The sequence below is a fragment of the Paenisporosarcina sp. genome (genome assembly GCF_057785155.1).
The window spans coordinates 177,205-192,424 of sequence record NZ_JBYNRN010000033.1 but is presented as its reverse complement, the minus strand read 5'-3'; the positions used below and the strand labels follow the sequence as shown (position 1 = coordinate 192,424).

Annotated in this window: 17 protein-coding genes; all 17 read right to left on the bottom strand. The window is 39.7% G+C overall.

Annotation, left to right across the window (positions count from 1 at the left end; translation table 11 throughout):
• On the bottom strand, positions 1-656 hold a 656-nt coding region (locus AC3EA5_RS12330; RefSeq protein ID WP_488608610.1), incomplete at its 3' end, for a transposase family protein.
• A 176-nt stretch (positions 657-832) separates the two neighbouring features.
• A complete protein-coding gene (locus AC3EA5_RS12325) occupies positions 833-1,240 on the bottom strand; it encodes a F0F1 ATP synthase subunit epsilon (RefSeq protein WP_394190281.1) in 408 nt (135 codons plus the stop codon).
• 24 nt (positions 1,241-1,264) lie between these two features.
• Positions 1,265-2,680, bottom strand: coding sequence for a F0F1 ATP synthase subunit beta (gene atpD / locus AC3EA5_RS12320; RefSeq protein WP_488608609.1), 1,416 nt, complete (start codon positions 2,678-2,680; stop codon positions 1,265-1,267).
• Positions 2,681-2,710: 30 nt separating this feature from the next.
• Positions 2,711-3,568 (bottom strand): ATP synthase F1 subunit gamma, encoded by an 858-nt coding sequence (gene atpG, locus AC3EA5_RS12315; protein WP_394190283.1) that lies wholly within the window; start codon positions 3,566-3,568, stop codon positions 2,711-2,713.
• Positions 3,569-3,610: 42 nt separating this feature from the next.
• Complete coding sequence (gene atpA / locus AC3EA5_RS12310; protein ID WP_394190284.1) at positions 3,611-5,119, bottom strand: F0F1 ATP synthase subunit alpha; 1,509 nt, start codon at positions 5,117-5,119, stop codon at positions 3,611-3,613.
• A 27-nt stretch (positions 5,120-5,146) separates the two neighbouring features.
• Positions 5,147-5,683, bottom strand: a complete 537-nt coding sequence (locus AC3EA5_RS12305) for a F0F1 ATP synthase subunit delta (protein WP_488608608.1) — start codon at positions 5,681-5,683, stop codon at positions 5,147-5,149.
• Positions 5,680-6,213 (bottom strand): F0F1 ATP synthase subunit B, encoded by a 534-nt coding sequence (atpF, locus tag AC3EA5_RS12300; protein ID WP_488608607.1) that lies wholly within the window; start codon positions 6,211-6,213, stop codon positions 5,680-5,682. The genes AC3EA5_RS12305 and atpF overlap by 4 nt, the downstream gene beginning before the upstream one ends.
• A 141-nt stretch (positions 6,214-6,354) precedes the next feature.
• Positions 6,355-6,579: a F0F1 ATP synthase subunit C gene (gene atpE / locus AC3EA5_RS12295; protein ID WP_488608606.1), complete on the bottom strand. Its 225-nt coding sequence runs from the start codon at positions 6,577-6,579 to the stop codon at positions 6,355-6,357.
• 65 nt (positions 6,580-6,644) lie between these two features.
• A complete protein-coding gene (gene atpB, locus AC3EA5_RS12290; RefSeq protein ID WP_488608605.1) occupies positions 6,645-7,355 on the bottom strand; it encodes a F0F1 ATP synthase subunit A in 711 nt (236 codons plus the stop codon).
• 29 nt (positions 7,356-7,384) lie between these two features.
• On the bottom strand, positions 7,385-7,756 hold the full coding sequence (locus tag AC3EA5_RS12285; RefSeq protein WP_488608604.1) for an ATP synthase subunit I: 372 nt from the start codon (positions 7,754-7,756) through the stop codon (positions 7,385-7,387).
• A 3-nt stretch (positions 7,757-7,759) separates the two neighbouring features.
• Entirely contained in the window at positions 7,760-7,981 is a 222-nt protein-coding gene (locus AC3EA5_RS12280) for an AtpZ/AtpI family protein (RefSeq protein ID WP_394190294.1), read from the bottom strand.
• A 636-nt stretch (positions 7,982-8,617) separates the two neighbouring features.
• Entirely contained in the window at positions 8,618-9,736 is a 1,119-nt protein-coding gene (gene wecB / locus AC3EA5_RS12275) for a non-hydrolyzing UDP-N-acetylglucosamine 2-epimerase (protein WP_488608603.1), read from the bottom strand.
• A gap of 19 nt (positions 9,737-9,755) precedes the next feature.
• Positions 9,756-10,385: a uracil phosphoribosyltransferase gene (upp, locus tag AC3EA5_RS12270; RefSeq protein WP_394190299.1), complete on the bottom strand. Its 630-nt coding sequence runs from the start codon at positions 10,383-10,385 to the stop codon at positions 9,756-9,758.
• A gap of 83 nt (positions 10,386-10,468) precedes the next feature.
• Positions 10,469-12,661, bottom strand: a complete 2,193-nt coding sequence (locus AC3EA5_RS12265; RefSeq protein WP_488608602.1) for a bifunctional diguanylate cyclase/phosphodiesterase — start codon at positions 12,659-12,661, stop codon at positions 10,469-10,471.
• 275 nt (positions 12,662-12,936) lie between these two features.
• On the bottom strand, positions 12,937-14,172 hold the full coding sequence (gene glyA / locus AC3EA5_RS12260; RefSeq protein WP_488608601.1) for a serine hydroxymethyltransferase: 1,236 nt from the start codon (positions 14,170-14,172) through the stop codon (positions 12,937-12,939).
• Positions 14,173-14,187: 15 nt separating this feature from the next.
• Positions 14,188-14,745: a TIGR01440 family protein gene (locus AC3EA5_RS12255; RefSeq protein WP_488608600.1), complete on the bottom strand. Its 558-nt coding sequence runs from the start codon at positions 14,743-14,745 to the stop codon at positions 14,188-14,190.
• Between the two features lie 14 nt (positions 14,746-14,759).
• Positions 14,760-15,200: a ribose 5-phosphate isomerase B gene (gene rpiB, locus AC3EA5_RS12250; RefSeq protein WP_394190307.1), complete on the bottom strand. Its 441-nt coding sequence runs from the start codon at positions 15,198-15,200 to the stop codon at positions 14,760-14,762.
• Positions 15,201-15,220 lie beyond the last annotated feature (20 nt).

The following is a 15,220-nucleotide window of genomic DNA, read 5'->3' as shown; positions in this document are numbered from 1 at the left end:
CCAAGTGCAGCGATTACCGCGGCTTTAAATGCGGGACTCATGTCCATAATGACAACTTCAACCTTGGCTCCGTACTTTTGGAGATAGTGTTTAATCGTCTTCTTATAACGATTTGGTAAAATGTCGATTGGTTCTTTTGTGACGCCATCGGCGATAATCAGTTGATATTTCCCTTCTCGCGTATCGCCTTTGTATTCATCAATCGCAATTACTTTCGGTAGTTCTCTTACTTCTGTAATCTCACTTTCAGCTAGTTCGTCAAAGCGACGTACAATGGTCGAGGAAGAAGTGCCGTAAATATCAGCTGTTTCTTTAAAAGTTTTCCCCTTGATACTTCGAATCTTAACCGCACGATTCCATTCACTTGAAAATCGTTGATACCTTTGAATAAAGGAATTCTTCTCAAAGAATTTCTTCCCGCAACTACAAACATAACGACGTTTCCGATAAAAGATAACCGAAAGACGTTCAAATATTTTAAGATGTTTAATCTTTTGAATCCGATAGTCATGAACCTTATTTGTGATCGCCAAACATGATGGACATGAGTGAGGCGTGAGCTCCATTTCAACATGAAAAGCTACCCTGTCTTCAATCTTTTCCATTTTAGTTACTAGAACATCTTCTAAACCCGGCAAAAACATGTTAAAATTCATCTGCACGCATCTCCAATCTTACTTGTTTCTCGTCAATTCAAGTATATAAGATATGGATGATGTCGTGCTTTTTTCATGCGCTAAATTGTGTGCTTACCCCAACATTTATTATAGAACCAAAAATCAAAAAAAACGGGCAAAAGGAAGTATTCCTCTGCCCGTTTTTTGCTTAAAGATTAGATGTTACCCTCATTAACGTTGATACGATTCATTGCGCGTTTTAACGATAATTCCGCACGTTTGAAATCGACGTCGTCTTGTTTTGATAAGTTTAGACGTTCTTCTGCACGTTTCATTGCTTCTTTAGCACGGTTGATATCAATCGTGCTAGAGACTTCAGCTGATGGAGCAAGGATAGAAACCTGATCTGGACGAACCTCAAGGAACCCGCCACTAACTGCGACGATGTCTGTTTGATTGTCTTTCTTCAGTCGAATAGCACTCACTTCTAGAGGAGCTACCATCGGAATATGACCAGGTAAAATACCGATTTCACCAGTAGTAGTATTAGCAATAATCATGTTGACTTCTGAATCGTATACCGGGCCGTCGGGAGTGACAATATTGACTTTGATGGTCTTCATTTTTTCCCCTCCTGGTCCCTGTTATTAAACTTCAACGCCCATGCTTTTCGCTTTTTCGATTACTTCTTCAATACGACCCACTAAACGGAATGCATCTTCAGGTAAGTGATCATATGTTCCTTCAAGAATTTGTTTAAACCCTTGAATTGTTTCTTTAACTGGAACGTAAGAACCTTTTTGACCTGTAAATTGCTCAGCTACGTGGAAGTTTTGTGATAAGTAGAATTGAATTCGACGTGCACGGTTAACCGTTAACTTGTCTTCATCAGATAACTCATCCATACCAAGGATCGCAATGATATCTTGTAATTCTTTGTAACGTTGAAGTGTAGATTGAACTTGGCGAGCTACTGAGTAATGTTCTTCACCAACGATTTCAGGTGACAATGCACGTGAAGTCGAAGCCAAAGGATCTACCGCTGGGTAGATACCCATTTCAGATAGTTTACGCTCTAAGTTAGTTGTTGCATCTAAGTGAGCAAATGTCGTAGCAGGAGCTGGATCCGTATAGTCATCGGCTGGTACGTAGATTGCTTGAATCGACGTTACTGAACCTTTGTTCGTAGACGTAATACGCTCTTGTAATTGACCCATTTCTGTAGCAAGAGTTGGTTGGTAACCAACGGCTGAAGGCATACGACCTAGTAAGGCAGAAACCTCAGAACCTGCTTGTGTGAAACGGAAGATATTATCGATGAACAATAGTACGTCTGCACTTTGGTCATCACGGAAATACTCAGCCATTGTTAAACCAGTCAAGGCAACACGCATACGTGCACCAGGCGGCTCGTTCATTTGACCGAATACCATTGCTGTTTTCTTAATAACGCCTGAATCGCTCATCTCATGGAATAAGTCATTTCCTTCACGCGTACGCTCACCAACACCTGCGAATACCGAGATACCACCATGTTCTTGAGCGATGTTATTAATTAATTCCTGGATTAAAACTGTTTTACCAACACCGGCACCACCGAAGAGACCGATTTTACCACCTTTAATATATGGTGCTAATAAGTCTACTACTTTGATACCTGTTTCAAGAATTTCAACTTCAGTTGAAAGATGCTCGAAAGTTGGAGCTAAACGGTGAATCGGGTCACGGCGTAATTCAGCCGGAATTTCTTCACCTAAGTCAATTACTTCACCAAGTACGTTAAATACACGACCTAATGTGATATCACCAACTGGAACTGTAATTGCAGAACCAGCGTCTGTTACGTCAGCACCACGTTTTAAGCCATCAGTAGATGACATCGCAACTGTACGTACAGAGTCGTCACCAAGATGTAACGCAACTTCAAGAGTTAACGTTGTAGGTTCTTGGTTTGGACGTTCAATCGTAACTGTCAAAGCATTGTAGATTGCTGGTAAGTGTCCATTGTCAAACTTAACGTCAACAACGGGACCCATTACTTGAAGAACGTGTCCTTTGTTCATACTTGTACCCTCCTGTCCTACTTAATACTTCTATTCTAGAGCCGCTACGCCGCCTACGATTTCCGTAATTTCTTGGGTAATCGCTGCTTGTCGTGCACGGTTAAATTGTAATGTTAATGAACTAATTAATTCACTAGCGTTATCGGTTGCACTCTTCATTGCTGTCATACGTGCAGCATGTTCACTTGCTTTACCGTCAAGTAGAGCACCGTAGATCAAGCTTTCCGCATATTGTGGAAGAAGTACTTCAAGAATTGCATCGCCAGAAGGCTCGAATTCATATGAAGCAGTTGAACTTGATGTTTCGATGTCCGTTAAAGGTAGCACCTTTTTCTCTGTAACGTCTTGTTGAATGGCGCTAACAAAATGGTTGTAGTACATATAAAGTTCATCATACGTACCTTCTGTGAACATACCAACAGCCTTGCGCGCAATTTCCTTAATATCAGCAAATGAAGGTTGGTCAGGCAATGCGACCATACTTTCAATTACTGAAAATCCGCGTTTTGTGAAAAAATCACGGCCAACACGGCCAACTGCAAAGATGACAAATTGATCATTTGATGTATGACGTTCACGGATTGCATTTGTAACAACGCGTAACACGTTACTGTTATATGCACCAGCAAGTCCACGATCAGATGTAATAACAAGGTAAGCAGTTTTTGCTACAGGACGAGAAGTTAACATTGGATGTCCACTGTCTTGTGTTCCTGATGCAATCGCGCCAACGACTTCTTGAATTTTTGCCATGTAAGGTACGAATGATTTCGCATTCAACTCTGCACGGTTTAATTTTGAAGCCGACACCATTTGCATAGCTCTTGTAATTTGACTTGTCTTTTTAGTCGATGTTATTCGGCTTTTTATGTCGCGTAATGATGCCACTGGTATTTCACCACCTTATCGTTTTTTATTCATCCAAAAAGATTATTCTGATTTAGCAAATGTCTTCTTAAACGCAGAGATCGCGTTTACTAAGTCTTCGTCAGCAGGAAGATCTTTTGTTGTACGGATGTGATCAATAACGTTAGTGTGGTTTGAATCTAACCAGCTATATAATTCGTTTTCGAAACGAACGATATCTTGCACGGCAATATCATCTAAATGACCACGTGTTAGAGCGTAAAGAATGACAACTTGTTTTTCAACCTTAATTGGTTTGTTCAAGTCTTGTTTCAATACTTCTACTGTACGTGCACCACGGTTTAATTTAGCTTGAGTTGCTTTATCCAAATCAGAACCAAATTGTGCGAATGCTTCAAGTTCACGGAATGCAGCTAAGTCAAGACGTAGTGTACCCGCAACTTTTTTCATTGCTTTAATTTGAGCTGAACCACCAACACGTGATACTGAAAGACCCGCGTTGATTGCTGGACGAACGCCTGAGAAGAATAAGTCAGATTGTAAGAAGATCTGTCCATCCGTAATCGAAATTACGTTTGTTGGAATATAAGCAGAGATATCTCCAGCTTGCGTTTCAACGAATGGAAGAGCTGTAATCGAACCTGCTCCAAGTGTTTCATTCAATTTCGCAGCACGCTCTAATAAACGGCTATGAAGGTAGAATACATCCCCTGGATATGCTTCACGACCTGGAGGACGACGAAGTAATAGTGAAAGTTCACGGTAAGCCGCAGCTTGTTTTGATAAATCATCATAAACAACTAATACGTGCTTACCTTCGAACATGAACTCTTCTGCCATTGTGATCCCTGTGTATGGAGCTAGGAATAGCAATGGAGCTGGTTGAGATGCCGAAGCAGTAACAACGATTGTGTATTCTAAAGCGCCGTTTTTACGAAGCGTTTCAACTACGTTACGTACAGTCGATTCTTTTTGACCGATTGCTACGTAAATACAAATCATGTTTTGGTCAGCTTGGTTAAGAATAGTATCAATTGCAACAGATGTTTTACCTGTTTGACGGTCACCGATGATCAACTCACGTTGACCACGACCGATTGGCACAAGTGCATCAATCGCTTTAATACCTGTTTGTAATGGCTCATGAACCGATTTACGTGCCATAACACCTTGTGCTGGGCTTTCGATCGGGCGAGTTCTTGTTGTGCTGATTGGGCCTAACCCATCAACTGGTTGTCCAAGTGGATTGACTACACGGCCAATCAATTCTGGTCCAACTGGTACTTCCATAATACGGCCTGTACGACGTACTTCATCGCCTTCTTTGATATCTGAATATGGTCCTAGAATAACGATACCAACATTGTTAGCTTCTAAGTTTTGTGCCATACCCATAACACCGGTAGAGAATTCAATTAACTCTCCAGCCATGACGTTGTCGAGACCATGAGCACGAGCGATACCGTCACCAATTTGGATAACTGTACCAACATCGCTAACTTTCATCTCAGATTGATAATTTTCAATCTGCTGCTTAATCAGAACACTGATTTCTTCAGCTTTGATGCTCATGTATGTCACCTCTTTCATTTCATAATATTAACCAATAAGTTGTTTTTTCAAGCGGTCTAGCTTCGTGCTAACACTGCTGTCAAAGATACGGTTACCGATTTGAAGACGCATGCCACCAATAAGTGATGGATCAATTTCGTTTTCAATTCGTAAAGATTGCTTGCCTACTTTGTGCGCAAATGCAGAAGATATTGCTGCACGCTCATCATCTGTTAATGGACGAGTTGAGAATACTTTTGCATCTTCAATGCCTTGAGCTTCGTTGGCAAGTTTAGCGAATTCAGTTGCAACTGCAACAGTTTCGTTAATTCGGTTACGGTCAATCAATACTTGAAGTGTATTCACTACAAGTGGATTGGCTTTCGCGAATAATTCACGGATAATTTCTTTCTTGCGAGATAAAGAAAGTTTCGGTGTTGCAAGCAAAACTTGCAATTCACGATTTTCTTTAAAAACCACTTTCACTTCACGAAGATCTTCTTCAATAGAAGCTAATTGGTTATGTTGTTGTGCTAATTCAAACAATGCTAAAGCATAACGTTTGGCTGCAGTTGATTGACTCACCCTACATCGCCTGCCTTCGCAATCGTTTCTTCGATTAACGCACGGTTATCTTCCTCAGAAATTTCTTTCCCAAGAACTTTAGATGCTGCAAGAACAGATAGAGAGACAACTTCTTCGCGAACTGCTGCGATTGCTTTCTCTTTTTCTGTTTCGATTTCACGGACAGCTGATTCTTTCAAACGGCTAGCTTCAGCACGTGCAACAGTGATGATTTCTTCACGTTGTACGTCACCTTGTTTCTTCGCGTTTTCAACAATCGCTTGTGCTTCTGTACGTGCTTCTTTCAACAAACTACGTTGTTCCTCTAATAATTGCTGTGATTCTTGACGGCTATTTTCAGCTGCTTCAATTTCACTCGCAATCAAATCTTCACGTTGCTTCATTACTCCCATCAACGGGCCCCAAGCGAATTTTTTCAGAAGGAGCATCAAGATGATGAAAATAATCAAAGTAGCAAAGATGTCACCTGTGTTCAAGAATTTAACTTCATGACCATCAGACGCATTCAATACGAGATAATCCAAAAACACGATTGTTTCACTCCCTTCAAGAGCTTCATTCTATGTGTGAATCTAATTAGATGTATTTCCAACTTAAAGTTACTAAATAGTATCTTTTCATAAGAGAATGGCGAAGGTTCAACTTCGCCATTTTATAAAACCGACTACAAATTAAGCGTTTAAAGCGATGAACGCGATAACTGCAGCGATGATTGGAAGTGCCTCAACTAATGCAACCCCGATGAACATTGTTGTTTGAAGAACGCCACGAGCTTCTGGTTGGCGAGCGATACCTTCAACTGTTTTTGAAACGATTAATCCGTTACCAATACCTGCACCAAGTGCACCTAAACCGATTGCGATAGCTGCTGCTAATAAACCTACTGAACCTGTCATAATAAAATTTCCTCCTTGGAATATGTGTTTTTTTGTGTTAATTGTTCAAATGAATGAACAGTATATTAATGGTCGTGACTCACTTTGTGAGCCATATAAACCATCGTTAACATAACGAAGATAAACGATTGGATTGCTCCAACGAAAATCGAGAAACCTTGCCAAGCAAGTGTTGGTACAATAACTCCGAAGAAACCTAAGAAGCTTGCTCCACCTATAGTAGCTAGTAAGCCGAGTAGGATTTCCCCTGCATAAATGTTTCCGTAAAGACGAAGACCGAGTGTCAACGTATTCGCGAACTCTTCAATTACTTTTAAAGGTGCTAAGAATGGAAGTGGACGTAAGTAGTCTTTTCCGTATTCTTTCAACCCTTTCATTTGGATCGCATAGAAGTGTGTTAATACAACCACCATTGTTGCAAGTGTCATAGCTACTAGTGGATCAGCTGTTGGTGATTTCCACCATAACTCTCCGTTAACTATGATAGCGAATGGAAGACCTAACATGTTTGCCACGAAGATAAACATAATTAGTGTAATTCCAAGCACATGGAAACGACCACCTGTGTTCCAGTCCATGTTGCTCTTGATAATACCTTTTACGAAGTCCATAACCCACTCCATAAAGTTTTGCATACCAGTCGGTTTTAAACTCAATTTACGTGTAGCAAACACAGCAATTAAGAAAACAATTAGTGCGGTAACTGATAGCATCAAAACGTTAGACAGATTGAACGTAAGTCCAAGCCATGTAACCGTCGGATTCTCATGATGCACGATGCATTCACCTCTCTTTCACAATTCGATTAATGGTGTTTCACATGGTATACAATTCTGTCTACAAGTAAGTAAACATACGGAATCATCAACCCAATGACCGTGCTTCCTAAATGAAATTGTTCAGGAACAGACATCGCAACCGCCACAGCCGCTATTCCAGAGGCGAACCTCATAGCAGTGCCGAGTGATTTGACTTTCTTCCCTTCATTTAAAGAGCGGTCGAATTTTTCCAATCTCCGTACGAGGAGCCAAAAGTTATACAACCCAAAGAGGGCGCCTAATGCTAAGCCAGCAAACACAGTTTGGTATGGAGTAAAACCCCAGCCAAGTGCACAGAATGCGAGCAAAAAAAATATAAGTTTCTTTTGCCTTTGATATACTTGCTGTAAACCTTGCATAGATTATGTATCTCCTGAATCGTATTTTCGAATGGACAGAATTACGGCTGTCACACCAGCAGCGAGGCCAATGAACAGACATAGCACTAAAAATAACGGGGTGGTGCCTATTTTGCTGTCGAGCCACATACCTGTGTACACACCGATTAAAATAGAACCAACAAGTTGTGAGACAATAGCCGAATAAAGGGCCATTGCGTGTAAAGGACGTCGATTTGGACGCATGATGATCCTCACGTTTTTTGCAAGTTTTGTAAAAACCGCGAATCTAGTAGAAAGCAGATATAACAAGGTTTCTTCACATAATTTCTCTGTGAAAGCCCTCTCATTCATACCCTTTGTAAGCATACAATAGGGGTAATTTGATGTCAATTGATTCCCGTGAAAAACTTCACAAACTACAAGGGCTCGACATATTGTCGACAAATTTTAGGCACAGCAGGATGAGTTGTTATATTTTCGAATTTTTACATATGCACTCGTCACCTCGCTATATACTCAACGTCTCTTTACTATTGAAGAGTATTGAGATGGTAGTTCACCTAGTTAACTTGGCTATGAAACGCGTTTGATTGATAAAATGGTGAGTTTGATTGATAAATCGTCAGTTTGATTGATAAATCTCTAATTTGATTGATAAACCCGTCAGATTGATTGATAAATTTAAAAAACCAATTCTACTTAATAAAAATCGTCTCATTAACCAAGTGAGCTTTGCATTGAAACAAACTTCTTTTAACTAGTAGCGCAGCGAAAATCAGAACAACTCAATTATACGCCTTCTACCAATCCACTCAATCGATTTCCAGCATTTTTTTGTCTACAAACTAAAAGGAACTGCAAAAGCAGTTCCTTTTTCATTTAGTTTTTAGTTAAATAATCTTTTAAAGCTACAACAATTCTTCTTGATGCTTCGCCATCACCGTATGGGTTAGAGGCTTTTGACATTAAAGCGTATGCCGCTTCGTCAGTTAATAGCTCTTTCGCCATTCCGTAAATAGTTTCTTCATCTGTACCTGCTAACTTCAGTGTTCCTGCAGCAATCCCTTCAGGACGTTCTGTTGTATCACGTAATACAAGAACCGGTTTTCCTAATGAAGGAGCTTCTTCTTGAACGCCACCAGAATCCGTCAAAATAATAAATGAACGTGCTGCGAAGTTATGGAAATCTAAAACTTCAAGCGGTTCAATTAGATGAATTCGAGGATCGTTACCTAATACTTCATTGGCAACTTCTCTTACAGCAGGATTCATATGCACTGGGTAAACCACTTGCAGATCATCATGCTCTTCAATTAATCGCTTAATTGCACGGAACATATTTCGCATAGGTTGTCCTAGATTTTCACGACGGTGAGCCGTTAACAAAATCATGCGGTCTGAACCGATTTTGTCTAGTACAGGATGCGTATATTCTTCACGTACAGTTGTTTTCAGTGCATCAATGGCCGTATTACCAGTAACCACGATTCGATCTTCTGGTTTATTTTCTCGGCGTAAATTATCTGCAGAAACTTCTGTCGGTGAAAAATGTAAATCAGCCATGACACCAGTCAGTTGACGATTCATTTCTTCCGGATAAGGTGAATATTTGTTAAATGTACGTAATCCTGCTTCTACGTGACCCACAGCGATTTGATTATAAAATGCAGCCAAGCTAGCAATAAACGTCGTTGTTGTATCCCCATGAACTAAAACGATATCAGGTTTGGCTTCTTTCATAACTGCATCCAAGCCTTCTAATCCACGTGTTGTAACGTCTATCAATGTTTGACGGTCTTTCATAATGTTTAAATCGAAATCCGGTGTAATTCCAAAAGTCTCTAAAACTTGATCAAGCATTTGACGGTGTTGAGCTGTAACCGTCACAATCGATTCAATCTCGTCTGCATGCTTTTCCAGTTCAAGAACTAGTGGTGCCATTTTAATGGCTTCCGGTCGTGTTCCGAAAATCGTCATTACTTTCCATTTTTTATTCATTTATCACACACATCCTTACTTATTTCGTACCGAACAGACGGTCACCAGCATCGCCTAGTCCAGGAACAATATAACCGTGGTCATCTAATTTTTCATCAAGTGCCGCAATGTAAATGTCTACATCAGGGTGAGCTTCTTGAATCACTTCTACTCCCTCAGGTGCAGCAATTAGGCACATAAATTTAATATTTTTTGCTCCGCGTTTTTTCAATGAATTGATAGCTTCTAGTGCAGATCCGCCTGTTGCAAGCATTGGGTCAACTAAAATAAAGTCACGTTCTTCAACATCAGCAGGTAATTTCACATAATACTCGATCGGTTTTAGAGTTTGTGGATCACGATATAGACCGATATGACCTACCTTTGCAGCTGGAATTAATTTTAAAATCCCATCAACCATTCCGATACCTGCACGTAAGATTGGAACGATACCAAGTTTTTTACCAGATAACACTTTTGCTTTTGCAGTTGTTACCGGTGTTTCCACGTCTACTTCGTCAAGTGGCATATCACGTGTAATTTCAAACGCCATTAATGTAGCAACTTCGTCTACAAGTTCACGAAATTCTTTTGTACCAGTTTTCTTATCTCGAATATACGTTAATTTATGTTGGATCAATGGATGATCAAAAACGAATACTTTTCCCATTCCGTTCATCTCCTTAAGTTCAAACTTCATCTATTATAGCAGAAAAACACAGCAGGGCTAGATGACTGACTGTGTTTTTTACATTACAATTGAAGACGCAATAATTCGTCAACTTCATTTATTGGCATCGGTTTATAGAAATAAAATCCTTGCCCGCTCTGACAGCCCATTGACCTTAATATCGTTAATTGTTCGACCGTTTCAATTCCTTCTGCGATCGATTCCATATTTAAATTGTTCGCTAACTGAATAATTGTGCGGACAATTGCCAGAGTCCCTTCATGATCAATTTTAGATATAAAACTTCGATCAATCTTTATTTCCGTAAATGGAAGTTGTTGAATATAACTTAATGAAGAAAAGCCCATCCCAAAATCATCTACTGAACTTTCAAATCCTGCTAATCGAAGCTGTCCAAATATGAGTTTTGCCAGCTCAAAATCTACTAATCCAATACTCTCTGTAATTTCAACTCGAATATATTGAGGATCAATCTTATAATCTTTTACAGTATTCACTAGGTCATTTATAAAATCCGGATGAAAAAAGTGATCTGTCGATACATTAATCGCCACTTGGTATAGTTTTTGTCCTGCGTTTTTTCGGTTAGAAAGCCAATTTAAAACTTTATGAAGAACTTGCATTTCGATACTTCTGATTTTCCCTGCGTTTTCAGCAGCTTGAATAAATACACTTGGAGGAATAATCCCTAAATCAGGTGAAGTCCACCTCGCTAATGCTTCAAAAGAGAAAATTTCTCCCGTGGATAAATTGACCTTTGGTTGTAAATGGATATCGAATTCTTGTCTTTGAATAGCATGCGACAAATGGTTGAAGATCGTCATCTCATGTTTTGCTGCCACATCTTGTGTTGATTCAAAGAAAGAGATGGAATTGCCCAATCGTTTTTTTGCATCCGATAAAGCCGTATCCGCGTAACGAATGAGTTCATCTGCCGAATTGTCTTGTTTTGTAAAGGTTGTGACACCCATTTTAAGCGTAACAAATACCTCAGCATCTGCTACTAAAAAAGGATCAGTTGCAATCTGGGCGATTTTAGCAGCATAAGATTCTACGTCTTTTAATGGAAGAACACTAACGAAAATTAAGGCAGAACTTGCGAATCTGGCAATGACATCGTGAGTTCCTTTACATGTTCTGCGAATTCTTTGCCCTAATTGTTTTATGAGATCATCTCCAGCATGCCTGCCGTATATATCAACAATTTTTGCAAATTCACTAGGTTCAAGAATGGCAATACATCCTGTTTTTCTTTCTATTAATATATCCTTCAGTTCATTCGTAAAATAGTGGCGATTAGGCAAATCTGTATCTGAATCTATATAAGCTAGCCTTAATATTTCATCTTGATGCTCTGCATTCTTAACTGACAATGAAATAAGAGGAATGAGACGCTGAATAAATTCTAAATCTACTGCACGAGGTTTATTAATAGTAGAAAAATAAGTTGCAAATGTTCCTACAATTTTATTATCAGAAGTCAGAATCGGCATAGACCAGCATGCTCGTAAGTCATGTGGCAATGCGATATCTTTATAGTTTGTCCACAATGGATCAGTTGCTATATCCGTCACAATAATCGGTTTTTTCAAGTAGGCTGCTGATCCACAAGACCCTGCGTTCGGTCCGATTTTTCGGCCTTGAATGGCCTGATTGTATTCGGGAGGCAGTGATTTAGCGGCAGCTACTACTAACCGTTCATCCTCATCAACCAATAACACGGAACATTTAGTACCTTGTTGGAAGAAGCTTTCTGCTAAATCACAAATTTTTTGTAAAAGAATTGTTAAGGCGTACCCTTTATCAATTCCTTGATAAATTTCTTGTTGGACGAGAAAAAGTGCCTCTGTTTGTTTGCGGTTTGTTACATCAAGTTGCAAACCGATATAAAATAATAAGGTTCCTGCTTCATCTCTCAGTGGTTGAATAACGAGTTCATTCCAAAAAGGGGTTCCATCTTTCCGATAGTTTAATACTTCAGTATGTACGGGCATTTCTTTATTGATTTTAGATTTCAGAAATTTCACTGAACCTAAGTCGGTATCTGGACCTTGTAAAAATCGACAATTTTTACCGATTAGTTCGTCTTTATCGTAACCAGACATTCGAATGAAAGCATCGTTTACGTAGACTAGTGGATTATCAGGTAGATCAGGATCTGAGACGACAAAGCTAGTTTGATATTGCTCACCTAAACGACGCAACCATGCAAATAACATTTCTTTGCTCAACTCTTTTGGATAATTCGTCTGCATACCTATCACCCCTAAAGTTATAGTCATACTTATATCCTATTAGATTCTATACAAAAAAGCTACTTTCGAATGGTAAAATTAGTGAAAATTTAGAATAATCTATATTCTTTTCTATTCCCATCTTTTATTATAGATTTTGAATAATATTGATCCTAGTAGACCCCACGTCTTTCCTATACTACTATCCGAAGACTATAACTTCTAATCAAAAAAAATCTGCTTCCTTCTTCATACGAAGAATTCCACAGACTCTCTTTCTATTAATTATCTAATTTTTATTTATATAGTGGGTATTTAGAAGTCAATGCTGCTACTCGCTCAGCTACTTCTTTCTTCACTTCACTATCTTCATGGTTCTTCAATAATTTAACCATGATTGTCGCAATTTCTTTCATTTCCTCTTCTTTAAATCCGCGAGATGTAACTGCAGGTGTTCCAATTCGGATACCTGAAGTGACAAATGGGCTTTCTGTGTCAAAAGGAATTGTGTTTTTATTAACCGTAATACCAACTTCGTCTAGCACGTGCTCAGCTACTTTACCTGTAAGGTTTAATGAGCGAAGGTTCACAAGCATTAAGTGATTGTCTGTTCCTCCTGATACAATTTCAATCCCTTCAGCCATGAATGCTTCAGCTAGCGCTTTTGCATTTTTCACGACTTGTTGGATATACGTTTTAAACTCAGGTTGTTGCGCTTCACCGAATGCGACTGCTTTAGAAGCAATTACATGCATTAATGGTCCACCTTGAATTCCTGGGAAAATCGTTTTATCAATTTTCTTTGCGAACTCTTCCGTACATAAAATAAGTCCTCCGCGAGGTCCACGTAATGTTTTATGTGTAGTAGATGTCACAAAATGTGCATGTGGTACTGGGTTTGGATGTTCACCGGTTGCCACTAATCCTGCAATATGAGCCATATCCACCATTAAATACGCACCGACTTCGTCTGCGATTTCACGGAACTTAGCGAAATCGATCACGCGAGAGTACGCGCTAGCACCAGCAACAATCATTTTAGGTTTGTGTTCTAAAGCTTTAGAACGAACATCTTCGTAATCGATCATTTCATTGTCTGGATTCACACCATATTCAACAAAGTTGTACTGAATCCCACTGAAGTTCACATGACTACCGTGCGTTAAATGACCACCGTGAGATAAGTTCATCCCTAATACGGTATCTCCTTGTTCAAGTGCTGTCATATAGACCGCCATATTTGCTTGTGAACCAGAGTGTGGCTGTACGTTTGCGTGATCCGCTCCGAAGATTTCTTTTAAGCGATCGCGTGCAATATTTTCAACAACATCCACGTGTTCACAACCACCGTAGTAGCGTTTCCCTGGATATCCTTCAGCGTATTTATTCGTTAGCACTGATCCTTGCGCTTCCATTACTGCTTCAGAAACGAAGTTTTCAGATGCAATTAGTTCGATATTAGCTTCTTGACGTGTCTTTTCAGCTTGCATCGCTTCAAATACTGTATGATCTTGTTCGGCAATTTTTTTCATGAGTCCATATCCCCTTTATGTCTTCTTGATGTGATAGATTGCACGTGTTCCGCCAATCAATTTAGGACGAGTTGTAGCAACTGTAACAACCGCATCACCTATTTGTTTGACTGACGTTCGAATCGGCACCGCAACCGGTTTTAAATGCATGCCAATTAATGTTTGACCAATATCAATGCCACCATGGGCTTGAATGGATTCGACGATGACTGGCTCATTAAACTGAGTATAGGCAAAGGCAGACATTGAACCGCCTGCTTTTTGAACGGGTATAACCGAGACAGGATCGAGTTTGTACGCAAGAGCTGTTCGGTTTTCCATCGTTAACGCTCGATTAATATGTTCACAGCCTTGAAAGGCTAAATGGAGTTGATGCTTTTCTGCAAATGAAAGAAGTGGTTGGAATAAGGCTTCGGCTATTTCTAAACCGCCAGCTGATCCAATCCGTTTTCCTACGATTTCAGATGTAGAACAACCCACAACAAACAGCTGACCCGGATGATATACGACTTGGGTACTTAACTCAGCTAATAATTCTTCAAGCTGTAAACGCCACAATGTATGTGCATCCATCCAACGATTCCCCTTTATTCGTTTTCTAGTGCTGTTAATTTTTCAACGCGTCGCTCGTGACGACCGCCTTCAAATTCTCCTTCAAGCCAAGTTTGGACGATTTCTCGTGCCAATCCCCCACCAATTACTCGTTCACCCATTGCTAATATATTTGAATCATTATGACCTCTTGTTGCTTTTGCACTGAAAACATCATGTACAAGTGCACAACGAATGCCTTTGACTTTATTGGCAGCAATCGACATGCCTATTCCCGTACCACAAATTAGGATACCGCGGTCAAAAGTTCCGTTTGCTACACCTTCAGATACTGGTTTTGCATAATCCGGATAATCGACCGAATCACTTGTTTGAGGACCGAAATCTTGATACGTATGCCCAAGTTCGTTTAGTAACGTTGTAATTTCTTTTCGTAAATTATTTCCGCCATGATCAGAAGAAATAGCAATATTCATCAGAGTCCCTCTTTTCTTTT

What these genes read in the sequence shown, in the direction of transcription:
- atpE (WP_488608606.1), bottom strand. Translation starts at nt 6,579, where the DNA reads ATGACAGGTTCAGTAGGTTTATTAGCAGCAGCTATCGCAATCGGTTTA.
- upp (WP_394190299.1), bottom strand. Translation starts at nt 10,385, where the DNA reads ATGGGAAAAGTATTCGTTTTTGATCATCCATTGATCCAACATAAATTA.
- wecB (WP_488608603.1), bottom strand. Translation starts at nt 9,736, where the DNA reads ATGAATAAAAAATGGAAAGTAATGACGATTTTCGGAACACGACCGGAA.
- AC3EA5_RS12265 (WP_488608602.1), bottom strand. Translation starts at nt 12,661, where the DNA reads ATGCAGACGAATTATCCAAAAGAGTTGAGCAAAGAAATGTTATTTGCA.
- AC3EA5_RS12280 (WP_394190294.1), bottom strand. Translation starts at nt 7,981, where the DNA reads ATGCGTCCAAATCGACGTCCTTTACACGCAATGGCCCTTTATTCGGCT.
- glyA (WP_488608601.1), bottom strand. Translation starts at nt 14,172, where the DNA reads ATGAAAAAAATTGCCGAACAAGATCATACAGTATTTGAAGCGATGCAA.
- AC3EA5_RS12285 (WP_488608604.1), bottom strand. Translation starts at nt 7,756, where the DNA reads ATGCAAGGTTTACAGCAAGTATATCAAAGGCAAAAGAAACTTATATTT.
- rpiB (WP_394190307.1), bottom strand. Translation starts at nt 15,200, where the DNA reads ATGAATATTGCTATTTCTTCTGATCATGGCGGAAATAATTTACGAAAA.
- AC3EA5_RS12325 (WP_394190281.1), bottom strand. Translation starts at nt 1,240, where the DNA reads ATGAAGACCATCAAAGTCAATATTGTCACTCCCGACGGCCCGGTATAC.
- atpD (WP_488608609.1), bottom strand. Translation starts at nt 2,680, where the DNA reads ATGAACAAAGGACACGTTCTTCAAGTAATGGGTCCCGTTGTTGACGTT.
- atpA (WP_394190284.1), bottom strand. Translation starts at nt 5,119, where the DNA reads ATGAGCATCAAAGCTGAAGAAATCAGTGTTCTGATTAAGCAGCAGATT.
- AC3EA5_RS12255 (WP_488608600.1), bottom strand. Translation starts at nt 14,745, where the DNA reads ATGGATGCACATACATTGTGGCGTTTACAGCTTGAAGAATTATTAGCT.